At 70.4% G+C, this 24,358-nt stretch carries 20 protein-coding genes; 12 read left to right on the top strand and 8 right to left on the bottom strand.

What is annotated here, in order from left to right; genetic code table 11:
* The 7 genes from E1294_RS08325 to E1294_RS08295 all read left to right on the top strand — a co-directional run.
* The coding region (locus E1294_RS08325; RefSeq protein ID WP_281284388.1) for a nucleotide-binding domain containing protein at positions 1-515 on the top strand (515 nt) is incomplete at its 5' end.
* 220 nt (positions 516-735) lie between these two features.
* A complete protein-coding gene (locus E1294_RS08320; protein WP_132506438.1) occupies positions 736-1,485 on the top strand; it encodes an SDR family NAD(P)-dependent oxidoreductase in 750 nt (249 codons plus the stop codon).
* 361 nt (positions 1,486-1,846) lie between these two features.
* Complete coding sequence (locus tag E1294_RS08315) at positions 1,847-2,824, top strand: ABC transporter permease (protein ID WP_132506436.1); 978 nt, start codon at positions 1,847-1,849, stop codon at positions 2,822-2,824.
* A 1-nt stretch (position 2,825) separates the two neighbouring features.
* The gene (locus E1294_RS08310; protein ID WP_132506434.1) at positions 2,826-3,668 is read left to right on the top strand and encodes an ABC transporter permease; all 843 of its coding nucleotides are present in this window, start codon (positions 2,826-2,828) and stop codon (positions 3,666-3,668) included.
* Complete coding sequence (locus tag E1294_RS08305) at positions 3,665-5,734, top strand: ABC transporter ATP-binding protein (protein WP_132506432.1); 2,070 nt, start codon at positions 3,665-3,667, stop codon at positions 5,732-5,734. The genes E1294_RS08310 and E1294_RS08305 overlap by 4 nt, the downstream gene beginning before the upstream one ends.
* Positions 5,731-7,443 carry an ABC transporter family substrate-binding protein gene (locus E1294_RS08300; protein ID WP_132506430.1) on the top strand — a complete coding sequence of 571 codons (1,713 nt, stop codon included), beginning with the start codon at positions 5,731-5,733 and terminating at the stop codon, positions 7,441-7,443. Before E1294_RS08305 ends, E1294_RS08300 begins: the two co-directional genes overlap by 4 nt.
* A gap of 141 nt (positions 7,444-7,584) precedes the next feature.
* Positions 7,585-8,025, top strand: coding sequence for a GNAT family N-acetyltransferase (locus E1294_RS08295; protein WP_342775025.1), 441 nt, complete (start codon positions 7,585-7,587; stop codon positions 8,023-8,025).
* 43 nt (positions 8,026-8,068) lie between these two features.
* Here E1294_RS08295 and E1294_RS08290 read toward each other — a convergent pair whose 3' ends face one another.
* Both E1294_RS08290 and E1294_RS08285 read right to left on the bottom strand, forming a co-directional pair.
* Positions 8,069-8,905, bottom strand: a complete 837-nt coding sequence (locus tag E1294_RS08290) for an NAD(P)H-binding protein (protein ID WP_132506428.1) — start codon at positions 8,903-8,905, stop codon at positions 8,069-8,071.
* Entirely contained in the window at positions 8,902-9,933 is a 1,032-nt protein-coding gene (locus E1294_RS08285; RefSeq protein WP_220447623.1) for a saccharopine dehydrogenase NADP-binding domain-containing protein, read from the bottom strand. The genes E1294_RS08290 and E1294_RS08285 overlap by 4 nt, the downstream gene beginning before the upstream one ends.
* 83 nt (positions 9,934-10,016) lie before the next feature.
* Here E1294_RS08285 and E1294_RS08280 point away from each other — a divergent pair, with 83 nt between their 5' ends.
* Positions 10,017-10,607, top strand: a complete 591-nt coding sequence (locus E1294_RS08280; RefSeq protein ID WP_165977164.1) for a TetR/AcrR family transcriptional regulator — start codon at positions 10,017-10,019, stop codon at positions 10,605-10,607.
* Here the strand turns inward: E1294_RS08280 and E1294_RS08275 are convergent, their stop codons facing one another.
* A complete protein-coding gene (locus E1294_RS08275; protein WP_246082879.1) occupies positions 10,608-11,003 on the bottom strand; it encodes a peptidase inhibitor family I36 protein in 396 nt (131 codons plus the stop codon).
* Positions 11,004-11,185: 182 nt separating this feature from the next.
* Entirely contained in the window at positions 11,186-11,497 is a 312-nt protein-coding gene (locus E1294_RS08270; protein WP_132506422.1) for a sensor histidine kinase, read from the bottom strand.
* 153 nt (positions 11,498-11,650) lie between these two features.
* On the opposite strand from E1294_RS08270, the gene E1294_RS08265 reads away from it, so the two are divergent.
* Complete coding sequence (locus E1294_RS08265; protein ID WP_132506420.1) at positions 11,651-14,086, top strand: glycoside hydrolase family 3 N-terminal domain-containing protein; 2,436 nt, start codon at positions 11,651-11,653, stop codon at positions 14,084-14,086.
* A gap of 151 nt (positions 14,087-14,237) precedes the next feature.
* Here E1294_RS08265 and E1294_RS08260 read toward each other — a convergent pair whose 3' ends face one another.
* Positions 14,238-14,759 (bottom strand): snapalysin family zinc-dependent metalloprotease, encoded by a 522-nt coding sequence (locus tag E1294_RS08260; protein ID WP_132506418.1) that lies wholly within the window; start codon positions 14,757-14,759, stop codon positions 14,238-14,240.
* A 180-nt stretch (positions 14,760-14,939) separates the two neighbouring features.
* Here E1294_RS08260 and E1294_RS08255 point away from each other — a divergent pair, with 180 nt between their 5' ends.
* Entirely contained in the window at positions 14,940-16,802 is a 1,863-nt protein-coding gene (locus E1294_RS08255) for an ABC transporter ATP-binding protein (RefSeq protein WP_132506416.1), read from the top strand.
* 405 nt (positions 16,803-17,207) lie between these two features.
* Entirely contained in the window at positions 17,208-17,816 is a 609-nt protein-coding gene (locus E1294_RS08250; RefSeq protein WP_132506414.1) for a response regulator transcription factor, read from the top strand.
* On the opposite strand, the gene E1294_RS08245 is transcribed toward E1294_RS08250, so the two are convergent.
* Positions 17,757-19,466: a sensor histidine kinase gene (locus E1294_RS08245; protein WP_132506412.1), complete on the bottom strand. Its 1,710-nt coding sequence runs from the start codon at positions 19,464-19,466 to the stop codon at positions 17,757-17,759. The genes E1294_RS08250 and E1294_RS08245 overlap by 60 nt on opposite strands.
* Between E1294_RS08245 and E1294_RS08240 the strand changes: the two genes are divergently transcribed.
* The gene (locus E1294_RS08240; RefSeq protein WP_246082878.1) at positions 19,365-21,506 is read left to right on the top strand and encodes a serine hydrolase; all 2,142 of its coding nucleotides are present in this window, start codon (positions 19,365-19,367) and stop codon (positions 21,504-21,506) included. The genes E1294_RS08245 and E1294_RS08240 overlap by 102 nt on opposite strands.
* A gap of 159 nt (positions 21,507-21,665) precedes the next feature.
* Here the strand turns inward: E1294_RS08240 and E1294_RS08235 are convergent, their stop codons facing one another.
* Both E1294_RS08235 and E1294_RS08230 read right to left on the bottom strand, forming a co-directional pair.
* On the bottom strand, positions 21,666-22,745 hold the full coding sequence (locus E1294_RS08235) for an NBR1-Ig-like domain-containing protein (RefSeq protein WP_132506410.1): 1,080 nt from the start codon (positions 22,743-22,745) through the stop codon (positions 21,666-21,668).
* Positions 22,746-23,254: 509 nt separating this feature from the next.
* Positions 23,255-24,271: a LacI family DNA-binding transcriptional regulator gene (locus tag E1294_RS08230; RefSeq protein ID WP_132506408.1), complete on the bottom strand. Its 1,017-nt coding sequence runs from the start codon at positions 24,269-24,271 to the stop codon at positions 23,255-23,257.
* Between the last annotated feature and the right edge of the window lie 87 nt (positions 24,272-24,358).

Genomic DNA, 24,358 nt, shown 5'->3' with positions numbered 1-24,358 from the left:
CGGTGACGGTGGGCCGGGATGGAGCGCGGGGGGCGCTGGCGCCGGTGCTCGTCCTGTCGGGGAGCCGGTCACCGATCACCGCCCGCCAGATCGACACGGCCGAGCGCGCGGGGTGGCGGGTGCTCGGAGACCTGTCCGGCCCCGCCGGCCTCATCGAGCAGGTCGAGGCGAGCCTGCGCGACGGCCGTCACACCATCGTCGAGTCGACCCGCGGCCCCGCCAGGGACCCGGACGGCATCGGGAAGTCACTCGGCCGGATTGCCGCGACCATGGTGCGTGCCGGGCTGGTGCGGCGGCTGGTGATCGCGGGTGGCGACACCTCAGGGCAGGTCGTGGCCGCACTTGAGACCCGTTCACTGGACGTGGTCGGCTCGCTGGCGGCCGGCGGCCCGGTGTGCGTGCTGGCCTCGGACGAGCCCGCGTTCGACGGGCTCGAGGTGGCGCTGAAGGGCGGCCAGGTGGGCGGCGACGACTTCTTCCTCCGCGCCGCCGCCGGCCGCGCCGTCACCCGCTGATCCGCGTCCGCCGGCCGGTACCGTGCCGTCCGCCCCGCTCAGACGGGGGAGTGTCCACAAGGGGGCTAGCCGGGCGGATACGACGAGGGGAGTAGCGCGGGTGGTGGCGCGCACTCCGAGAGACGCAGGCGGGAAACACCCGTGTGTCCGACGCCGCCGGCCACCCGCACCGGGCAAGGTGAAGCCGGGAAACACCGATGACGGAGGGAGCACGGTCACGATGTATCCGGATCTTGAGGGAAAGGTGGCGCTGGTCACCGGCGGTTCTGGAGGTATAGGAAGCGAGACCGCACGTGTGCTGGCCGGGCAGGGCATGCGGGTGGTGGTGAACGGGCGCGATCCCGTCGCCATCGAGAACGTCGTGCGGTCCATCGGCGGGACGGCGATCGGCGTCGCGGCGGACACCACCGACCCCGCCGCCGTCGAGTTGATGCGCGAGGAGGTGGAGCGCCGGTTGGGCCCCGTCGACGTGCTGGCGGTCTTCGCCGGCGGCGGCACCGGCAGGCCGCGGCCCATCGACCAGATGAGCGAGGACGACTGGCACGCCACCGTGCACGCCAACCTCACCTCGACGTTCCTGGTGATCAGGAGTTTCCTGCCCGGCATGCGACGGCGGGGGAGCGGCTCGATCATCACGATGGCGTCCCTGGCGGCCCGCACCCCCACGCCCGCCTCCGTGGCGTACACGGCGGCGAAGGCCGGAGTCATCGCGCTGACCAGGCAACTGGCGCACGAACTCGGCCCTGCCGGCATCCGGGCCAACGCCGTCGCCCCTTCGACGATCATGACGGACCGGCTGGAGGAGCGAATGCCACAGGAGCTCCAGGACCGCGTGCTGGCCGAGCATCCGCTGGGGCGGCTCGGCACACCGCTCGACGTCGCGAACGTGACGGCCTTCCTGGCCTCTGGCGTCTCCTCGTGGATCACCGGGCTGACGATCGACGTCGCGGGCGGCAAATGGATGCCGTAGCAGGGACCTGGATCGCCCTCAATCGCAAAGTCGATGTGGATCACCTTGCGCGATCGTCAAATATTGTCCGGATTTTGTGACATTGCCCCCAGAGGCGGCGCCGGCAAGCGGATCTGGAGAGGAGGTGTCGTCGCAGGTGGAGCCGGTGATCCAGAGGTGCGCGACGGGGGCCGCTGAGCTAATGCGAGTGACCTGACCGTTACGTCGAACGGTTTCTGCCCGTTATATTTTTACATATATTCTGCGCTCTGATCGCCATCTCGGCGTCAAGTGGATTTCACCAAGCGAGATGGGTTTACGTTGCGAGGGCGCCTCTCCCCAGCCGGAAGTCCGCGCCCGCGGTCAGCGCGAACGGAGAGTAATGGGCAAGTACCTGCTCCGCAGGTTGGCAATTAATGTGATCTTGGTCGCCATCGCGGCCAGTCTGGCGTACATGCTCGCGGCCACCACCATGAACCCGCGGGGGGCGTACGAAGGCCGCCAGCCGCCGGTCGCAGAGTCCGTCATCGACGCGACGCTCGATGAGTACAACCTGAACGACAAGACCCCCGTGCTCGTCCGCTACGGCACGTGGGCGAAGGGCGTCATCACCGGAGACTTCGGCCGCACCTGGAACGGCGGCTCGGTCAACAACGAGATGGGCCGGCGGATCATGGTGAGCCTCCGGTTGCTGCTCATCGGCACGCTGGTCGGCTTCGCCGTCGGTGTGGCGCTGGGCGCGATCTCCGCGGTGAAGCAGTACAAACTCAGCGACCGGTTCATCGGCGTCAGCTCCTTCGTGATCATGGCGGTCCCGGTGTTCGTGCTGGCCACCCTCCTCGCGATCGCCACGTACAACCTGAACCGAGGGCTGGGGTTCTCACTCATCGAGTACACCGGCGAGTACAACCCCCGGCTGTCGGGCTTCGACCAGTTCCTCAACCGGCTGAACCATCTGATCCTGCCGACGATCTCGCTCAGCCTCGGCCTGATCGCCTTCTACAGCCGCATCCAGCGCAACATGATGCTCGACGTGCTCAACCAGGACTTCGTCCGCACCGCCATGGCCAAGGGCCTGAGACGCAGGACAGCGCTCACCAAGCACGCGCTGCGCACCGCGCTGATCCCGGCCGCCACCTATTTCGCCTTCGCGTTCGGGACGATGTTCACCGGTGCCACCTTCACCGAGAAGATCTTCGCCTGGCACGGCATGGGCGCCTGGCTGGTCGACTCGATCAACCAGAACGACGTCAACTCCGTCGCCGCGGTGACCTTCTTCACCGCGGTCTGCGTGCTGTTCGCCGCCTTCCTGTCGGACCTGCTGGTGGCGGCCCTCGATCCTCGGGTGCGGGTGAGCTGACATGCGTGCGAAAGTCGTCCTGCGGCGCCTGCTCCGCAACAAGCAGGCCCGCTATGGCTCCATCGCCCTGATCCTGCTGGTGGGCCTGGCCTACCTTGGTCCGTTCGTCGGCCCGTACGACTGGACCGAGAAGGACTTCCTGGCCTTCCTGTCGCCGCCCGGCGGCGACCACTGGTGGGGCACCACCACCATCGGCCAGGACATGTACGCGGTCACGCTCCGCGGCATGCAGAAGTCGATCATCATCGGCTTCCTGGTGGCGATCATCTCCACCGGCCTGGCCGCGATCGTGGGCGCGTTCGCCGGCTATTTCGGCGGCTGGGTCGACAAGGCGCTCATGTGGGGTGTGGACCTGCTGCTGGTCCTGCCGAGCTTCCTGATCATCGCCATCATCTCGCCGCGGCTGCGGGAGGGCGCCTCCTGGCTCTGGTTCGTGGTGCTGCTCGCCGCGTTCTCCTGGATGATCACCTCCAGGGTGGTGCGCAGCATGACGCTCTCGCTCCGCGAGCGCGAATATGTGCTGGCCGCCGTCTACATGGGCATCCCCCGCTGGAAGATCATCTTCCGGCACATCGTGCCCAACCTGTCCTCCTTGCTGATCATCGACGCGACGCTCAACATCTCCGGCGCGGTCATCGGCGAGGCGGCGCTGTCCTTCTTCGGCTTCGGCATCCAGCCGCCGGACGTCTCGCTCGGCACGCTGATCGCGGAGGGTTCGCGCAACGCCACCGGCTACCCCTGGTTGTTCGCCTTCCCCGCGGGCCTGCTGGTGCTGCTCGTGCTCAGCGTGAACCTGATCGGCGACGGCCTGCGTGACGCACTCGACCCGGGGAGCAACTCGTGAGCATCTTGGAGGTCAGGGACCTCACCGTCACCTTCCCCGGCGGCATCGAGGCCGTGCGCGGCGTCAGCTACGAGGTCGAGCGGGGCGAGGTGCTCGGCATCGTCGGCGAGTCCGGCTCGGGCAAGTCCGTCACCTCTCTCGCCGTCATGGGCCTGCTGCCGGCGAACGCCGTGGTCAGCGGCTCGGTCAAGCTGCACGGCCGGGAACTGCTCGGCATGAAGGAGGACGAGCAGATCAAGGTGCGCGGCAAGACGATCAGTATGATCTTCCAGGATCCGCTGTCGGCGTTCACGCCCGTCTACACCATCGGCGACCAGATCGCCGAGGCCGTCCGCGTCCACCAGAACGTCGGCAAGGACAAAGCCGCCAAGCGCGCCGTCGAACTGCTCGACCTGGTCGGCATCCCCAATCCGAGCCTGCGGGCCAAGGCGTTCCCGCACGAGTTCTCCGGCGGCATGCGGCAGCGCGCGATGATCGCCATGGCCATCGCCAACGACCCCGACCTGCTCATCTGCGACGAGCCCACCACGGCGCTCGACGTGACCATCCAGGCTCAGGTGCTGGAGGTGCTCAAGACCGCCCAGCGGGAGACCGGCGCCGGCATCGTGATGATCACCCATGACCTGGGCGTCATCGCGGGCATGGCCGACCGGGTGGTCGTCATGTACGCGGGCCGCCCGGTCGAGCAGGGCCCCGTGGACGACATCTACTACCGGCCGCGGATGCCGTACACGATGGGTCTGCTCGCCTCGATCCCCAGGATCGACGGCGAGGAGGGCCCGCTCGTGCCCATCGACGGCAACCCGCCCTCGCCCGCGTCGCTCCCGCCCGGCTGCCCCTTCGCGCCCCGTTGCCCGATGAAGGTGGACATGTGCGACGATGAGGAGCCGCCGCTGACCCCGTTCGGCAGCGGGCGCCACGTGGCGTGCATCCGCTCGCACGAGATCGAGCACAAGGGCCTGACCGGGGCCGACGTGTTCCCGGTGCCGGTCATCCCGCCCAACGAGGTCGTCAGGGTGCCGCGCGCCGAGCGCCCCACGGTGCTCGAGCTCGACGACATGATCAAGCACTATCCGCTGCTGAAGGGCGCGATCGTCAAGCGCCGCGTCGGCACCGTCTACGCCGTCGACGGCATCAGCTTCGACATCGCGCAGGGCGAGACGCTGGCCCTGGTCGGCGAGTCCGGCTGCGGGAAGACCACCACGCTGCAGCAGATCATGCAGCTGCAGCCGCCGGAGGGCGGGCGGGTCGTGGTGCTCGGAAGAGACAGCGCCAAACTGGACAAGGCAGGCCGTAAGAGCCTCCGCGGCGATCTGCAGATCGTCTTCCAGGACCCGATGGCCGCGCTCGACCCGCGCATGCCGGTCGGCGACATCATCGCCGAGCCGCTGCGGGCGCACGGCGAGAGCGACGTGCGCGCCAAGGTCGAGGAGCTGCTGGAGCTCGTCGGGCTCGCCGCCGAGCACGCCGAGCGTTACCCTCAGCAGTTCTCCGGCGGCCAGCGGCAGCGCATCGGCATCGCCCGCGCGCTCGCTCTGGAGCCGAAGCTGCTGGTGCTCGACGAGCCGGTCTCCGCGCTCGACGTGTCCATCCAGGCGGGCGTGATCAACCTGCTGGACGAGCTCAAGAGCAGGCTCGGCCTGTCCTACCTGTTCGTGGCGCACGATCTGGCGGTGGTCAGGCATCTCGCCGACCGCGTGGCCGTCATGTACCTGGGCAGGATCGCCGAGATCGGCACGGTCGAGAACGTCTACGACCGTCCCGCGCACCCGTACACGCAGGCTCTGCTGTCGGCGATCCCGCTGCCCGACCCCGAGCTGGAACGCACCCGCAAGCGGATCCTGCTCGAAGGCGACCTGCCCAGCCCGGCCGACCCGCCGTCCGGATGCAGGTTCCGCACCCGCTGCCCCAAGTTCGCCGTGCTCAGCGAGGCGGAGCGGCGGCGGTGTGTGGACGAGGAGCCCTCGGTTGCCCGGTTGACGAACGCCGTTGACCACGGCGCCGCCTGCCACTACGCGGAAGAAGTCGAGGTCATCACGGCCTCGGACAATCAGGAGGAAGAGTGAAGGTTCGTTACCGTGCAGCCGCTGGGCTGACGGTCCTGGCCATGGCCGTCGCGGCCTGTGGCGGCGGCGGCGAGACCAAGCAACCGAACGCCGAGCAGTCGAAGCAGGCCCAGCAGCAGATGTCGGAGACCCCGGCCATCAGCATCAACCCCGTCCCGTACGAGCAGGTCAAGGACGGCGGCACGCTGACCCTCCCGGTCGGCCAGTGGCCGAGCCAGTGGAACGGCAACCACGTGGACGGCAACCAGGCCGACACCGCGGAGATGCTCGACACGATCATGCCGATGCTGATGGTCTCCGACGAGAATGCCACTTTCACCGCCAACCCCGACTACCTGACCGACGTGAAGAACGACATGTCGTCGGGCAAGCAGGTCGTCACCTACACGCTCAACGAGAAGGCCACCTGGTCCGACGGCACGCCGATCACGTGGAAGGACCTCGAGGCCGCGTGGAAGGCCAACAGCGGCGAGAACAAGAAGTTCAAGCCGGCGTCCACGGACGGCTGGGAACGGATCGAGTCGGTCAAGAAGGGCGACAGCGACAAGGTCGCGATCGTCACCTTCTCCAAGCCGTTCCCGGAGTGGGAGGGCCTGTTCTCCCGGTCGCCGCACCTCATGCCGGCCAAGCACATGGAGACGCCTGACGCGTACGACAACGACTACCTGCAGAAGATCCCGGTCACCGCGGGTCCCTTCAAGGTCGAGAAGATCGACGAGGGCACCAAGACGCTTACCGTCGTGCGTGACGAGAAGTGGTGGGGCAAGAAGGCCAAGCTCGACAAGGTCATCTTCCGGACGATCGAGACTCCCGCGGCGCAGGTCAACGCCTTCGCGAACGGCGAGCTCGACATGGTGGAGATCCCGCCGGGCAGCCCCGCGGACCTGAAGCGGGCCAAGGAAGTCCAGAACGTCGACATCCGCAAGGCGCTCAGCCCGAACTGGCGGCACATCACGGTCAACAACCAGAGCGAGTTCCTGAAGGACAAGAACGTCCGGCACGCGGTGTCGTACGCGATCAACCGTGACGTGATCACGCAGTCCGACCTGAAGGACATGGACTGGCCGCTGCAGACGCTCGGCAACCACGTCTTCATGAACAACCACAAGGGCTACGTCGACAACTCCGGCGACCTCGGCAAGTACAACGTGGAGAAGGCCAAGCAGCTGCTCGACGCGGCCGGCTGGAAGCAGGAGGCAGAGGGCCAGCTCCGCAAGAAGGACGGCAAGGAGATGACGCTGACCTTCGTCGTCCCTGCGGGCGTGCCGTACGCCAAGACGGAGGGCGAGCTCACCCAGGCCATGCTCAAGGAGGCCGGCATCGGCCTGACCATCCGCCCGGTCCCCGATGACAAGTTCTTCACCGACTACATCATCAAGGGCGACTTCGACCTGGTGCCGTTCTCCTGGATCGGCACGCCGCTCCCGATCGGGAGCCTGGCGCAGATCTACAAGACCGGCTCCGAGAGCAACTTCCCGAAGGCCAGCGACCCGGCCGTGGACGAGGCCATCGAGGCAGCGGTGAGCGAGACGGACTCGGCCAAGGCCATCGAGCTGGCCAACGCCGCCGACAAGCTCGTCTGGGACATGGTGCACACGATTCCGCTGTACCAGCGTCCGGACATCCAGGCCGCCAAGAAGACGGTCGCCAACCTCGGTGCCGAGGGCTACAAGTTCTACGACTGGTCGATGATCGGCTTCACCGGCTGATCCTCGCGCAGGACGAACCCCCTGCCGGGCCCGCCCGGCAGGGGGTTCGCGTGTCCGCGGAGCCGGTTGGCGGGCTCCACGGTCATCGGGTAAGGTCGTGCCCCGAATCGGTGCTTTCGGTCGATACGAAGGCATGGTGGTGTGGCGAGCGCCCGGAGGCGTCGCCGGAGGAGCAGGAAGGAGCGAGGAGCGTATGACCGCCCGCTGGGTGGCTGCCGTGAGCAGCATCCGTTCCTCTGCCCGTCCGGGCTCCCCGGGAGCCGGTCACCGCAGCTGAGCCGGGTCGGCGAGACGCCCGCGCTGGCCCTGGCCCCGACCGCGGTCCTGCCCGAGGTGCAGCGCCAGGGGCTGGGCACGCTGGTCATCGAGGACGCGCTGCGGGAGGCGCGGGCACGCGGCGAAAGCGCCGTGGTCGTGCTCGGGCACCCCGAGTACTATCCCCGTTTCGGGTTCACCATCGCCTCCCGCCACGGCATCGGCGTCGCCTTCGACGTGCCTGTCGAGGCGTTGATGGCCCTGTCGCTGGACGGCGCGCCGCTGCCGTCCGGCACGATCCGCTACGGCCCTCCGTTCGGCGTCTGATGAACAGCCGCGGGCGGCGCCGCCATGGTGGCGCCCGCGGCGATCAGCGCCGAAACTCGCGCAGCGTCATCGGCGGCCGGCCGCCGATGCGTTCGATGCTTTCCGTGACCCGGTAGAGCGGATGGTCGCCGGATCCGATGAGGCGGAAGATCGCCCACAGGTGTGTCAGGTGCTCGACCGTGTACGGGTCGCCGTAGACCTTCATGGCCCTGGCCTCCCACTCCTCGGGCGGCACGTCGGCGTACTCCACCCCGAAGGCGTCGGCCACCTCGCCGATCGTCGCCATCTGCCCCGTCACCAGGCACACCGGGTCGGCGGGCGCCGGGTCGAGCAGCAGCCCGGCCGCCACCCTGGCCACATCGGCGCCGGCGACGAGGGGGATCCGCGTGTCGCGCGGCCCCAGCGGGAGCGCCAGCCGGTCACCTTCGGCGGCCACGGCCAGGTTCTCGAAGAACACCGCGGCCCGCAGGTGCACCGCGCCCACGCCGGCCCGGTCGAGGACCTGCTCGGCCACCCAGTGCCGGCGCATGCGGGGGGTCAGCGCCTCGGGCGAGGCGTCCAGCTGCGACACCTCGACGACCCGCTCCAGCCCTTCCTCCCTGGCCGCCGCCGCCAGCACGGCCGTGGCGTCCAGCAGGCCCGCCGTCACCGGATAGGTGAGGAACGCCCGGCGGACGCCGCGCACGGCCGGCCGTACCGAGGTGATCTCCCGAAGGTCGCCGACCACCACCTCCGCGCCGCGTTCGCGCAGCTCGCCGGCCCGGTGGTCGTCGGAGCGCACGAACGCCCGCACCTGCGCGCCGCGCTCCAGCAGCAGTTCGGCGACGTTCCTGCCGGTGGATCCCTGCGACCCGCCGGCCGCGCCCGTGACGAGGATCATCGCTCCTCCGGCAGGGTCAGGGTGAACAGGCCGAGCCGCTCCAGGTCGCGCAGGAACGGTTCGGCGGGGAACGCCTCGGCCGGGGCGTACACGCCGGGGGTTGCGGGGCCGTCGCCGTCGGCCAGGCGCACGGCGGCCTCCACGGAGGTCAGCGCGCTCATCCGCCACAGGTCACGGCCGCTCGCCCGCCCCGCGCGGCCCCCGTCCTCGGTGATCACCTGCGTGGCCACGGTGAAGTCGGAGCCCGCCCTGGTGGCGGCGTCGACGTGCTCGCTGCTGAACACCTGCTCCTCCTGGAACGTGTGCGCCGTGAGCTGCGCCTCGACCTGCCGCGCCGGCACGTGCCTGGGCACGGTCAGCACCTCGGAGAACGGGACGGGCGCGATCATCGTGCGCGGGCCGAGCGGCGGAGGGAACGGGAAGACGGCGTTGCGCGGCTCGACGTAGCCGATGTGCTGGGCGCCGTCCGTGTAGGTGATCCGCCGGGTGTCGGCGAACAGCAGCTCCGCCGTGCTCTTGGCGCCCGTGGTCAGCCGCCAGCCGCTCACCGCGTACGCGGTGATCACCCGGTCGACGCCCGTCATGCCCGCCGCCACGGCTCCGGCGAGCAGGTCGCCCAGGCCGCCGTAGAAGCTCATCGCCGTGACCATGGTGATGCCCGCCCGCCGGGCCGGCTCGGACATGGCGTCGAACATCCACTTCGTGTGGTGCTGCTCCAGGGCGTGGTCCACGTAGTGGCAGCCGCCCTCGGCCGCGGCGGTGGCGACGGGTCCGCCGGTGTGCGTGAAGGGGCCCGCGCAGTGGATCAGCACGGCGGCCCGCTCGGCGAGCCGCCGTAACGCGGCGGGGTCGTCGAGCGCGGCACGGTGCACGGGCGCGCCGCCGAGCTCGCCGGACAGGGCCTTCAGGCCGCCCTTGTCGCGCCCGGCCAGGATGACCTCGCGGCCGCGGGCATGGAGCTCGGCCGCCACCAGGCGCCCGGTGTGCCCGGTGGCGCCGTAGACGGCGATGTGCTGCGGTGGGGACACGGCTGGCCTCCATGTTCCATACTGAGAGTACGTAACTAGCCTCGAAGTTACGTACCGCGAGTATGCAAGTCAAGGGGAGAACGATGGCCGGCCGTACGCAGGCAGAGCGCTCGGACGAAACGACGGGGCGGCTGGTGCGAGCCGCTCGCCGGTTGTTCGGCGCCGGCGGATACGTGCCCACGTCGATCGACGCGGTGGCCGCCGCGGCCGGCGTCACCAAGGGGGCCGCATACCACCACTTCGGCGGCAAGGTCGCGCTGTTCCGCGCGGCGTTCGTGCGCGAGCTGGAAGAGGTCTCCGCCGCGCTGGAGCGGGCGGCGGGCGAGGAGCGCGAGCCGATGGCGGCGCTGCGGCGCGGCTGCCGCACCTTCCTGGAGCACTGCCTCGACCCGGGGTTCCGGCAGATCGTCCTGCTGGACGCGCCGTCGGTGCTGGGCTGGGAGACCGCCCGGGCGATCGAGCACGATCACCTGCTGCGGGTCCTGCACGACGGCCTGCGCGTGGCGGTCGCGGGCGGTCAGGCCGCGGACGGCGATCTGCCCGTCCGCGCCCGGCTCGTCTTCGGAGCCCTGTGCGAGGGCGGGATGTTGCTGGCCCGTTCCCAGAGCCCGGCGGCCGACCTGCCGCGGCTCGCCGCGGAGGCCGACCGCTTCCTGGAGGCGCTCAGGCTCTGATCAGCCGTGCGAGTCCGTGACGGAGCCCTTGAGGGTGGTCTGGCAGGACGGGCCGTTCGGGCCGTCGAAGCGGACGGAGTCGAAGAAGTCGCGGAAGGGGGAGTAGAAGTTCCCCTTGTCGCGCGGGCTGGTCACCGCGGAGCAGCCGCCGTAGCCGGCCTCGGAGAACAGGTGGATCCACGAGTCGGTGCGGTTCCAGTCGGACTTGGAGCGGTCGGCCATGCCCAGGGCCGCGAGGTCGGGAGTGTCGGCGTTGATCTCGATGATGTCGCCTGTGCCGTCGAGGCCGGAGAACATGCAGTAGTAGCCGTCGCGGCACCGGTCGTACCCGTCGGCCGCCTGGGCCGGGATCGCCAGGGCGGCCAGAGCGGCGGCGGCGATCGGTAATGCCAGCATGTGAAGCTTCTTGCCCAATGTTCCTCCATGCTTGAAACTATCTTTCGCTCCGAACATACATGGCGCGATCTTGTCAGGAAAGGGGTTGATCGACGCCGTCAGAGCCGTGCGCCGACGTCCGCGCCGGGTTCCGCGCGGCCACGTTGCGGGTGAACGTGGACGCCGATGAGGGCACGGAAGTCTCAGCCTGCCGGTCCTGGGACCGTGACGATCATCCGCAGCCCGCCCTCGTCGCGCGGCGTCGCGCTGAGTGTGCCTCCATGGGATCGGGTAACGGCGGCCGCGATCGACAGCCCGAGCCCGAACCCCTCGTCAGCGCCCTGGCGCTCGTGCCGCCGGAACGCCTCGAACAGTGAGGCCAGGACGCCGGCAGGCACCGGGGGACCGCTGTTGGTCACGTCCAGAACGGCATAGCCCTCGGCTGCCGCGGCGCGTCCCGACGTCGGCGGGCCGGACGCGGTGCGCCGTTCGCAGGGACCGGTTGAAACTTTCAGCCGGTCATGTCCTGTTTGCCCAGGTGCCGGTGCGCGGGGAGGGCGGGTGTGCCCGGCGGGCCGGGTGCGTGGCGGCGAGGCGGCCTAGAGTTCGTTGGGAGCGCTCCCATACCTGCCTTCCGAACCGTCGAGCCCAAGCCGGAGCAGCGTGCCATGAGCAATTCGCGCAAACAGTGGGCGATCCGGGCGGCCGTGCCGCTGCTCGTCGCCGCGGCCCTGGTCGTCCCCCCGGCGCCCGCCACGGCAGCCGCCTACCGCGACACCGCCCTGTCCGCGGCCGACCGGGTCGACGACCTGATGTCGCGGATGTCGCTGGACGAGAAGCTCGGGCAGATGACCCAGGCCGAGCGCGGCTCGGTCAGCGCCTCCGACGTCACGGCGTACCGGCTGGGCTCGGTGTTGTCGGGCGGCGGGTCCGCGCCGTCGCCCAACACGGCCACCTCATGGGCGGATATGTACGACGGCTTCCAGAACGCCGCCCTGGCCACGCCGCTGGGCATCCCCATCCTGTACGGCGTGGACGCCGTGCACGGCCACAACAACGTCGTCGGCGCCACGATCTTCCCGCACAACATCGGCCTCGGCGCCACCCGCGACCCCGAGCTGGCCGAGCGGATCGGCCGGGCCGTGGCCGAGGAGGTGTCCGGCACCGGCGTGGACTGGAACTTCGCCCCCTGCCTGTGCGTGGCCCGCGACGACCGGTGGGGCCGCACGTACGAGTCGTTCGGCGAGACGCCGGAGCTGCCCGCGTCCATGGCGGCCATCGTCACCGGCTTCCAGGGCACGACGCTGGACGGCCCCGCCTCCGTGCTGGCCACCGCCAAGCACTACCTCGGTGACGGCGGCACCGAGGGCGGCGTCGACCAGGGCGACACCCGGCTCTCCGAGGCCGAGCTGCGGGCGATCCACCTGCCGCCTTTCGAGGCCGCGATCGAGCGCGGTGTGGGCTCGGTGATGGTCTCCTTCAGCAGCTGGAACGGCGCCAAGCTGCACGGCCACCAGTACCTGCTCAGCACGGTGCTCAAGGAGGAGCTGGGCTTCACCGGGCTCGTGGTCTCCGACTGGAACGGGGTGGACCAGATCGACGGCGCCCCCGGCATGTCCGCCCTCGACGTGCGCTCGGCCGTGAGCGCCGGCGTCGACATGGTGATGGCGCCCACGGAGTGGCGGCGGTTCATCGAGCTGCTGCGCGCCGAGACGCGGGCGGGCCGGGTGCCGCAGGCCAGGATCGACGACGCGGTACGGCGCATCCTCACCAAGAAGGTCGAGCTGGGCCTGTTCGAGAACCCGCTGACGGACCGGTCGTACACCGCCACCGTCGGCAGCGCGCAGCACCGGGAGCTGGCCCGAGAGGCGGTGGCCAAATCGCAGGTCGTGCTGAAGAACAGCGGGGACGTCCTGCCCCTCGACCGCGGTGGCAGGATCTTCGTGGCCGGCAAGAGCGCCGACGACGTCGGTAACCAGAGCGGCGGCTGGACGATCTCCTGGCAGGGCTCCTCGGGCGAGGTCACGCCCGGCACCACCGTCCTGGACGGCATCAGGAACAGCGCGGGCTCCGGCACGACCGTCACCTACAGCCGCGACGGATACGGCATCGACGGCTCCTACGACGTGGCGGTCGCCGTGATCGGCGAGACGCCGTACGCCGAGGGCCAGGGCGACCGCCCGGGCGGCCTCGGGCTCGACGCCACCGACCTGGACACCCTCGCCACCCTGCGCGCCTCCGGTGTGCCCGTCGTCGTGGTGCTCATCTCGGGACGCCCGCTCGACATCGCCGCCCAGCTGCCGGGATGGAGCGCCCTGGTCGCCGCCTGGCTGCCGGGCACGGAGGGCCAGGGCGTCGCAGACGTGCTGTTCGGCACCGTCCAGCCGACGGGCGAGCTGCCCGTGACCTGGATGAGCGGGTTCTCCCAGCAGCCGATCAACTCGGGTGACGGCAAGTCGCCGCTGTTCCCTTACGGCTTCGGGCTGACGTACGAGGCGGCGCAGGACGACACCAGCCCGCCCAGCGCGCCCGGCACGCCGGTCGCCTCGCAGGTCACCTCCTCGTCCGCGCGCCTGACGTGGGCGGCGTCGAGCGACGACGTGGGCGTGACCCGCTACGAGGTCGTACGCGTCGGGACCTCCGGCGAGACCTCCGCGGCCATGTCCGCCACCGCCTCGGTCACCGTCACCGGCCTGGCGGCGGCCACGGATCACACCTTCGCCGTGTACGCCGAGGACGCGGCGGGCAACCGGTCGCCGCGCTCGGGAACCGTGACCGTGGCCACCACCGGCGGAGGGAGCGGCGCCTGCTCGGTCACCCCGGCCACGCAGAGCCAATGGGGCACCGGGTACGTCATCCAGGCCACCGTGACCAACACCGGCGCCGATCCTGTGGACGGCTGGAACGTCACCTTCACCCTGCCCTCCGGCCACACGCTCACCGGGCACTGGAACGCCGGGCTGAGCACCGACGGCCGCCGTGTGACCGCCCGCAACGCCCCGCACAACGGCACACTCGCTCCCGCCGCCGCCACGAACTTCGGGTTCCAGGCCACCCGCCCGGACGGCGACACCGGCCTGCCGTCCGCCTACGACTGCACCTGACCCGCACGGTACGCCGCGGCCGGAGTACCGTGCGGTCCGTGGGCGCCCGGACGCGCGGCCAGGCACGCGCACGCTCACGTGCGGCCGCGCGCTCACGTGCGGTTACACGCTCACGTGCAGTCGCGTGATCACGCGCGGCCGCGTGGAGGAGTCAGCGGTCCACGTGGAGCCTGCCGAACTCGATCTGCGGTGTCGCGCCGGCGAAGTTGCGGTCGACCTCGGCCCGCTCGGCGCTGCTCGGGTTCGCGTTCGTGCAGCTCACCGGTGCGCTCGACCCCGACATCAGGTCAGAGCACCGGCCGGTACGCCGGTCCGGCAGGCCCAGGATGTGGCCCATCTCGTGGGCGGCGATGCGCACCGGGTCGTAGCCCTGGCTGGTCGCCTCCCGGCCCATCCAGATCCTGCCACGGCCCAGCCCTGTGGGCAGCGCCCGTGGCCAGCCGTTGTCGGCGTACATGACGAAGTCGGCGGGCGTGCCACGGACGAGCCGGACGTTCGCCACGCTGGAGTTCCAGATCTGCGCCGCCTGGTCCACCGCGCTCACGAACTCGGCCGCGCGGCTCGCGTCGTACCGGAGCACCCTGACCATGGACGTGGCTTGCGCGGGCGAGCTGACCAGCAGGACCGCGAGGCCGACGGCTAAGGAGAGCAAGAGACGGAGGGATCGTGGCATGGGGGCCTCCTCGGAGGTGGGGTGCTGCAACGGTATGTGCACTCGGCGCCCCCGGAGACGTCCCAAATCGCCCCTATTACGGCGGTATGGTGCTAAGGGCTGTGTGTGAGGACGGGTCGCCGTGCGAACGAGCGAAGAAGGCCCGGCAAATTGTCGGCGCTCGCCGTCACACTCAAAGGCATGCGGGATGAGCCCCTCGAACTCGGCGAGATCGCCGTCTCCAGCTGGAACGTCCACACCGACAAGATGGCGGAGGTCGGCTTCCTGACCATCGCCAGGCGCCTGCCCTCCCTCGTGCGCCAGGCGCTGCGCATGGCCTGGCAGGCGAGCCCGCGCGACGCGACGGCGGTCGTCCTGCTCAGCCTGTTCGGCGGCGTCTTCACCGCGTTCGGCCTGCTGGCCACCACCGGCGTGCTGACGGCGCTCTTCAACGAGGGCCCGACTCCCGACCGCGTGATGGCCGCGCTGCCCAGCCTGGCTCTGGTCGGTGGCGCAGCGGTGCTGCGCACCACGATGCAGGCGGGCGCCGGCTGGGCTCAGTCGCGGCTCACCCCGCAGATCGTCCGGCTCTCCGAGGAGCGGCTCTACGGCCTGACCAGCCGGGTGGAGCTCATCTCCTACGACGACCCGGAGTTCCACGACGCCTTGGAACGCGCCAGGGCCCGCGGCGTCGGGGTGGCCGACTCGGTGGTGTCGTCGGCCGTCGACGTGGTCACGGCCGTCGTCGGCATCGCCGCCGCGGCGGGCGTGCTGGGCGTGCTGCACCCGGTGCTGCTGCCACTCCTGCTGCTGGCGGTGCTGCCCGACGCGTGGGCCGCGGTCCGCAGCGCGCGCATGCGCTATTCGACCCTCTACGGCCTGATCGCGGCCCGCCGCCGCAAGTGGATCATCGCCGAGCTGCTGGCCGAGCGGGAGGCGGCGGCCGAGGTGCGCTCGTTCACGATGCGCGGTTTCCTGCTGCGCATGTACGACGCCGTGGCCAGGGCCGAGCAGGAGGTCATGCTCCGGCTGGCCAGGCGGCAGATGTTGACCAGGCTCGCGGGCGAGGCCATGGGCGGCATCGGCACGGCGCTGGTCTACGTCGCCCTCGGCATCCTGCTGGCCGTGGCCGCGATACCGCTGGCGGTCGCGGGCACCGCGGTGCTCGCCATCCGGTCAGGCCAGACCTCGCTCGGCAACCTGATGTACGCCACCAACCGCCTCTACGAGCAGGGCCTCTACTTCACCGACTTCCTGGAGTTCTGCGCGCAGGCCGAGGAGCGCCTGACCCGGCCGCGCCCGGCCGCCGTCCCCGACGGCTTCGAGCGCATCGTGGCCGACAAGGTGACGTTCACCTACCCGGGCGCGGAGGAGCCCGCCCTGCGGGAGGTGTCCGTCGAGATCAAACAGGGCGAGATCATCGCTTTCGTCGGCGAGAACGGCTCCGGCAAGACCACTCTCGCCAAGATACTGTCCGGCCTGTACGAACCCGGCACAGGCACCATCCTGTGGGACGACACCGACCTGCGCCAGGTCGACCCCGACCAGCTCCGCACCCGCACCGCCGTCATCGCCCAAGACCACACCCGCTGGCCCCTGACCGCCCGCTACAACATCACCATGGGCACCGGCAAAGGCGAGCAGGCCCTGCACGAAGCCGCCGCCGTCGCCGGTGCCGACGACGTCATCGCCCGCCTCCCCCACGGCTACCACACCCTGCTCGACCGCCGCTTCAAAGACGGCTGCGAACTGTCCGGCGGCCAATGGCAGCGCATCGCCGTCGCCCGCGGCTTCCACCGCGACGCCGACCTGCTCATCTGCGACGAACCCACCGCCGCCCTCGACGCCCGCGCCGAACACGCCCTCTTCGAGCGCATCCGCACCCACGCCGACGGCCGCACCGTCCTGCTCATCACCCACCGCCTTGCCAGCGTCCGCTACGCCGACCGCATCTATGTCCTCGACCGCGGCACGGTCACCGAACACGGCGACCACGACACCCTCATGTCACTCAACGGCCTCTACGCCGACCTCTACACCCTCCAAGCCGCCGCCTACCGCTGACCGCGGTCTCACGGTGGATCCGCGATTCGATGCGCAATGCCGGCTCTTGATGCGCAGTGAACGCGCAGATCCGCGCCTCCATGCGCAACCCATCCCGGAGCGTAACCACTGAACGCTGCGGATTGGTGTTATGGGTGCAGGAGCGTTTTGCCCACCGTATGGTGCGATACATGATGCTATGCCGGTGGCGGCATGCCAGGCTTCCCCCACCTGGGGCGGAGTCTGCCACGGCCGGCGACTGGAAGCCCTTGTTCACGCGCCCACACGCTCGTCGTCCGTATGCTCGGCCGCCTTCACGGAGTGGCAAGGGATCGCGCTTCTCATCGGGGCCCGTCGCACCGAGGTTCGGCAGCCGGGCAGATGATGAACCTTGCGTCCTGCTGGGCACGGGAAGGATGGACGATCGTGATTCGGGTGTTGCTGGCGGAGGACATGGAGCTCATCCGTGGGGCCATCGTCGCGCTGCTGGGGTTGGAGGGTGATCTGACGGTGGTCGCCGAGGTGGCCTCGGGGGATGCGGCGGTGGCGGCGGCCCTGGAGCACCGGCCGGATGCGGCGGTGCTCGACGTGCACATGCCGGGTGAGCTGGATGGGCTCGCTGCGGCCGGTGTGCTGGCGGAGCGGCTGCCCGAGTGCCGGGTGGTGATCCTCACGTCGCTGGGGCGGCCGGAGACGTTGCGTCAGGCGCTGGCGTCCAAGGCCAGCGGGTTCATGCTCAAGGAAGCGCCCCCCGCGCAGCTGGCGGAGGCGATCCGCAGGGTGGTTGCGGGAGAGCGCGTGCTCGACCCGGATCTGGCCGCACAGGCGATCATGAGCAGGCCGAATCCTCTGAGCGAACGGGAGATCGGGGTGCTGCGGATGGCGGCGGACGGCATGGAGACCACGGAGATCGCCTCGACGTTGTACCTGTCGAAGGGCACGGTGCGCAACTACCTGGGGGCGATCGTCACCAAGCTAGGTGCGCGGAACCGTCTCGACGCCGTCCGCATCGCGACCGAAGCCGGTTGGCTGTAGGACGAGGAGCTCATACCCTCCGGGAACATGGGAGGTGTGCAGGGTGCCGCCGTGGGCGCTCACCCGCTGGGTCAGATTGCGCAGGCCCTGGCCGGGCGGGGCGGCGTCGGTGTCGGCGACGCCGTCGTTGGTGATCCGCAGGCATGCGGTGGCGTCCTGCGAGGTGAGCTCGATGCGACAGAGCTGGGCACGGCTGTGGCGCAGGACGTTGGTGGCCGCCTCGCGCAGCACCATGGCCAGCAGCGCGTCGATTTCGGATGGGAGCTCGACGACGGGATCGGCGTGGACGCTGGCTCCCGCGGTGGACAGCACCTCAAGGGCGGAGGCCAGCTCGGTCGCCAGCGACAACGTCTGGCCGCTGTCGCGGGGGATGGCGGCCACGTCGGCGATGGCACGCTCGGCGATGCGGGTGATGTCGGCGAGTTGCTCGGCGCTCCGCTCAGGCATCCGGACGGCCAGCTCCCCCTTCACCACAATGGCCGACAGGCTGTAGCCGAGCAGATCGTGGACATCACGGGCGATGCGACGGCGCTCCCTCTCCAGGGCGATCCCGGCCAGCGCCAGGCGGGCCTGGCGAACCTGGGCGACCATGTCGGTGTGCAGGGCCAGGCCATGGAACATGACCGCGATGGCCAGCGCGTTGAACGTCCAGTAAAGGTTCTCCGCCGGAGCGACGCCGCGTAGTGCCATCGCGACGGCGGTCGCCGCCAGCACGGCGCCGACCGCAGGGAACGCCGCCCAGCGTGTCCACACGATGAGAAGCGAGCCCGCGGCGAAGCCGATCAGCTGCGGGTAGGGACGCTCAGGGAAGAACAGCGGCGCCAGGGCGAGGGCAAGTTGCAGCGGAAGCGTCCATCCCGCGTACGCGGGCCGGACGCCGGGTGGCCGGGGCCATGAGTGGCGCAGTTGCAGGCCCGTGACCCCGGCCAGGATCAGGAGGCCGGGGGCCAGGACAGCGGGAGGCAGCGCCGCACGCCACAGGAACACCGCAGAGACGATCAGGAACCCCAGGTGCACGGTCACCAGGATGGGGAGCGCGAGCCGGGGTGTGAGGTCGTCGAAGGGCGGCTGGGCCGGGGCTGGGGGAGCCTGCCTGGCACGCGCGGCGGCCCGGCGGGCCAGGGCGACGATCTCGCCGGCACGCCCCTGCGCCGCCAAGGCGGTGATGGCCGACAAGCTGGAGCCCAGGACGCTTTCAAACTCGCGTGAGGCCCGCTCGCGTTCTTCGGCGACCGACGCCTCGGCCAGTTCGTGGCGGGCGGCGTCCAGTTCGGTGCGCAGGTCGTTCAGCCGGGTGACGCCGAACACCACCAGGCCCTGCGTGAGCGCGTTCACCATGGCGTTCACGCAGGTGTAGGCGTCGGCCGTGTTGAGCAGGCCGGTGACGGCCACAACGGCTCCGGTCAGCACCCAGCGCGCAGGGCCGCGCGCGATCAGGAGCACGGAGGCGGCCAGCAGCCCGGGAGCACCCTGCCCGGCCCACACGAACAACAAGGCCTGCGCGACGAGGGTCCACGGGCCGACCAGGCGGCGCGGGCGCGGCAGGCTGTGCACGACCTGCAGGATCACCATGACGATCGTGGCAACGCCGGGCAGCGGCGCCAGCGGATCGAACGCCACACCCGCCAGGACCACCAGGATGATCACCACAGCGGAGAATTATATCGATATGTACGGATCGTGCATTTCGTCAGGAGCACCGGTGTCCCTGACACTGGTCCGATATCACCACAGGTCGGCAGGGTTGTCCTCATGAAAGCGCACCTCACCCGCATCTTGGCCACGGCACTGGCCGGCACCGTGATCTTCACAGCAGGCCCTGCCACGGCATCCGCGAGGCCGGTCACGCCGAAGACCGACCTGTCCGGACTGGCCGAGATGGTCGACCGGATCGTACCCGAGCAACTGGCCAAGAGCCGCATTCCTGGCGCGGCAGTCGTCGTGGTCTCCGGCGGGCGTACGGTCCTCGCCAAGGGATACGGTGTCGCCGACGTGGCCACGCGCCGACCGGTCGACCCCCGGCGCACCGGCTTCTTCACCGGGTCGCTCGCCAAGCTGTTCACCGCCACGGCCGCGCTGCAACTCGTGGACGACGGCAAGCTCGACCTGCGAGCGGACGTGAACAGGTACCTGACCACCTTCAAGATCAAGGATTCCTATCCAGGGCGGCCGGTCACCCTGGAACACCTCCTGACCTACACGGCAGGCTTCGACGACGACATCGTCGGGCTCGCCGAGGCCGATCCAGAGGACGTCGGCTCCCTGGCGGACAGCCTGGCCGACCGGCAACCGCGCCGGGTACGCCCGCCGGGCACGCGCGTCGCCTACGACAACTACGGTATGGCGCTGGCCGGCCACCTCGTGGAGTCCGCCTCGGGGCAACCGTTCGCGCAGTACGTCGAGCAGCACGTACTCAAGCCGCTCGGCATGAACGCCACCAGCCTGGCCGTGCCGCACGCCGCGGCAGTCGACGCCAACCTCGCCGGCGCCTACCGCCCGAGCGCGGATGGCTACGCCACCGTCAAGGGCCAGTACGGCCCTTGGGCCCCTACGGGAACCGGCTCCGTCTCCACCCCCGCCGACATGGGCCGCTTCATGCTCGCCCAGCTCAACGACGATCCGCGCGTGGGTGAGAACGTCGCCCGCCGTCTTCGGGAGCAGCACTATGCCCAGGACCCACGCATCCCGGCTATGGGATACGCCTTTGAGCAGCGCTCGCGCAACGGCCACCGGTTGATCTTCAAGGATGGCGAGGTGCCCGGCCACCACAACGTCATGGCGCTGCTTCCGGAGCAGAACATTGGGGTTTACGTCGTCTTCAACGGCGACGGCGTCGACGGGGTTGCGGACTGGAACGGCCAGAGCCTCGTCAATCGGATCATCGACCAGTATTTGCCCGCGAAAGCGGCCAGCACACGGACCGTCCCCGGCGGGGACACGGCGCGCTACGCCGGCACCTACCGCTCCACCCGCACCAGCCGGACCAGCCTCATGAAGGTCAGCACGCTGTTCGCCACGCCAAGCGTTCAGGCCAACGCCGGCGGCACTCTCACAACCACTGGCCTCTCGCTGGACCCGGAAAGGACGACGCAGCACTGGGTACCCATCGGGCCAGGTCTCTTCCAGGAGCGCGATGGCCAGGCGAAGATCGCCTTCGACGACGAGGGCACGCTGTCCAGCTCGATGAACCCGTCCGAGGCGCTGGAAAAGCTGGCCTGGTCCGACGAGCCGATGCTGCATATGGTCCTGTCGGGCCTCAGCGCCCTGGTGTTCGTGCTCGCCTTCCTCGCCCTGCCGATCACCGCCTTGGTCCGGGCCCTGCGCGGGCGTTCCCGTGCCGGCGCCCGGCCTCATCCGGCCGGTGCCCGTGTCGCCCGGCTGCTGGCCTGGATCACCGCCGCGCTGGTGACTGTTTTCGTCGGCGGGATCGCCATGACCATGTCCGACCCGAACGTGGTCATGGAGCTGACCTCTCTCTACGCGCCCCCGCTGGCGGTGCTGCCGATCGTCGCCACGGCCGGGCTCGTGTTCTCCGTCCTGGTCGCCGGCTGCGCGGTGGCGGCCTGGGCGAAGGGCTGGTGGGCCCGGCCAGGACGGCTGTGCTACACGGCGCTCGCACTGGCCGGTGTGGCGTTCTTCAAGATCGCCATGACCTACAATCTCCTCGCCCTGCCGTTCCCGACGAACTGACGACCACGTCATGAGCATGATCGGAATGTGCCTGATTACTCATGGGCCGGACGCTGCGGTTGCTGGAGGACCGTGACGCTACGTGTCCAGCGACCGCACGCTCATCCGAGCCGCTGCTCATCCAGCGCCGGACGCCCAGCGCGCATCAAGCGCTACGTCTCAGCCGACGGTGACGTCGAGGAAGATGGGCCTCTTGCCGGCGAGCAGGGGAGTGCCGTCCTCATCGGTCATCTTCCAGAAGATCTTGCAGCGGCCGGGGGAGTCGGCGGCGCGCACGCGTACGGTGATGTCGACCGTCTCCCCGGGCAGCACCGGTCCGATCCCGACCCGTTCCGGCGCCTTGCACGGCGTGTCGTTCATGCGGGTCAGGTAGCGGTCGCGCCACGGGACGGTGCCCGCGTTGCGGATGCGCCAGACCTTGTCGAAGGCGGCGCCCCGCTTCACCACGCTCCCGTCGGGGAAGGTCACGTCCCCCTCGAAGACGGAGTCGTCGCGCGGCGAGACGGTCTGCGCCGGGGTGGCCTGGGGCGTGGGTTCGTTCTCGTCGCTCTCTCCGAGCAGCGGCAGCACCCAGCCGAGCAGGATGGCGGCGACACCGACCACGCCGGTCGCCCCGGCGAGCACGGTCGCCTTCCTGACCGCCGGCGTGCGGCGAGCGCCGGGTCCCGGGCCGGAGGATGGTGCCGGGCCATCGGACGGTGCGAAACCATCGGGAGGCGGTGCGGGACCGTCCGGCGGCGCACCGGACGGAGAGGAACCACCGGTCGGTGCGGGGCCGCCGGGCTGCGGGGACCCGCCGGGCTGCGACGAGGGAGCGGGGTCGGTGGGGGAAGGGCGGGCGGATGGCGATGGTTCGGGCTGATCTGGCATGCGGGCCTCGATCGTGGCGCCTGCGCTCTCCCCGGCCTGCGCCTGCTCCCAGAGCCTCCGCCACTCGCGCCTGACCTGCTCAGGATCGCGGCCGAGCCGGTCGATCGCCAGGACGCGGACGAACTCCCACGTCGTCTCCCAGCTCGGCAGCGCACTGCCCCGGGCGGCGGCCGCCAGCGACGACTTCGAGGCCGCCGCGCCGAGGCGGCCGGCCATGTCGGCGAACGACGGGTCGCCCGCCTCCTCCTTGAGCTCCCAGAGGCGGTGGGCGAGCAGGGCGACGGGACCGGCGCCAGGGTCGGGCCGGATCGGCCGGCGCCCTCGCCGGGACGCCGTGCCTTCGTCCTGCGGCCCGGAGGACTCCGCCATCCCACCTCTGCTTCGGTCGAGCGCCCGTGCGGCTGCGGAACCGCACGCGTCCAGACTGAACGAGGTTATCAAAGGTGTCCTGGTTGGACGGATCCCTGGCGGGAGCCCTCTCCGGTGCGGGCCCCGGCCGGGTGGATGCCACCGCGAATCCACTCGGCCGGGGCCCCGAGGCGCCTCGGCGGCGAGCGCCCAGGCGATCAGGAGCGGCCTGTCAGCCGCAGTGGCCGATCTCCTTGACGGTCTGCACGGCCGGGTGCGGGCCACGCCGGAGCGGCCGTCGCCGAACAGGTGAGCATCGAAGCCGCCGCGAGCGTCGCCCACGTACGAATGCGCATGAGAATTCCCCACGTTGCCGTTGCGGCGCCTTCCTCCAGACACTTTTGCCCGCCGCCCCGGCTCGTGCCAAGACATCAATGTCCGAACATTGTCCAGCGGGCGTTGGACAAATGAATGCGCTGGTCAGGGCGGCATGATGGCGTAATGGGCCAGGCTCATGAAGGGTGTGCCGCTCACGGGAACTCGCCGTACGGGCTGCTTTCGCGGGGCGTCAGCCGGTGGGGGACGCGCACCTCTCTCGGCCCGTCCGTGGCGCCGGCGAGGCGGTCGGCGAGCAGCGACACCGCCGACTCGGCGATCAGCGCCTTGCCGGGGGAGACGGTCGAGAGTGACGGTGTGGCGAAACGGCCGTCCTCGATATCGTCGAAGCCCATCACCATGACGTCCTCCGGCACCCGGTACCCGCGCGAGAGCAGTGTGCGCAGGGCGCCCAGCGCCAGGGCGTCGTTGAAGCAGAAGACCGCGTCGGGCGCGTCCGGCCCCAGCAGCGCCGCCATCGCCTCGGCCCCGCCCGTCCGGTGCCACGCGGGGGCGTGGGCGATGAGCGACGGGTCCGCCGCCAGACCGCATGCGGCCAGTGCCTGCCTGTAGCCCTTCAGCCGCAGGCGCGCGGTCGCCGCCGAGGGCGCGCGTTGGGCGCCGAGCGCCGCTATCCGGCGCCGTCCCCGCTCGGCCAGGTGGAGAGTGGCCGCGCGGGCGGCGGCCACGTTGTCGATGCCGACGTGGTCGTACGGCGCTCGCCGGCCGACGCGCTCGCCCAGCAGCACCATCGGCGTGTGGTCCTCCCGGCCGGTCAGGTCGCGGTGGGTGAGGGCGAGCGGGCTGAACAGCAGGCCGTCGATCAGGTGGGACCGGATGCCGCCGACGACGAGGCGCTCCTTGCCCGGGTCGCCCTGGGTCTGGTCGACGAGCACAGTCCAGCCCCGCTGGTCGGCGGCGGAGATGACGTGGGTGGCCAACTCGGCGAAGTAGGGGTTGTCCAGGTCGGGCACCGCCAGGGCGACCACGCCTGAGCGGCCCGACCGCAGGTTTCTGGCCGACAGGTTGGGCCGGTAGGACAACTCGGCGATGGCGGCCTCCACCCGTGCCCTGGTGGCCGCGCTCACGTGCGGATGGCCGTTGACCACGTTGGAGACGGTCTTGATGGACACCCCGGCGCGCTCCGCGACGTCCTTGAGTCTTGCCCGCACCTCGGCCCCCTCCCGCTGCCCATGACGTTACCGGGCCCGGTTTACAACGCTGTAACGACTTTCGCCGGACCTGTTTACAACGTTAGA

Origin of the sequence: Nonomuraea diastatica, from assembly GCF_004349015.1 — a bacterium.
GTDB lineage: Bacteria > Actinomycetota > Actinomycetes > Streptosporangiales > Streptosporangiaceae > Nonomuraea > Nonomuraea diastatica.
Note: the sequence above shows the minus strand (reverse complement) of the source record. Positions and strands in the feature narration are given on the sequence as shown.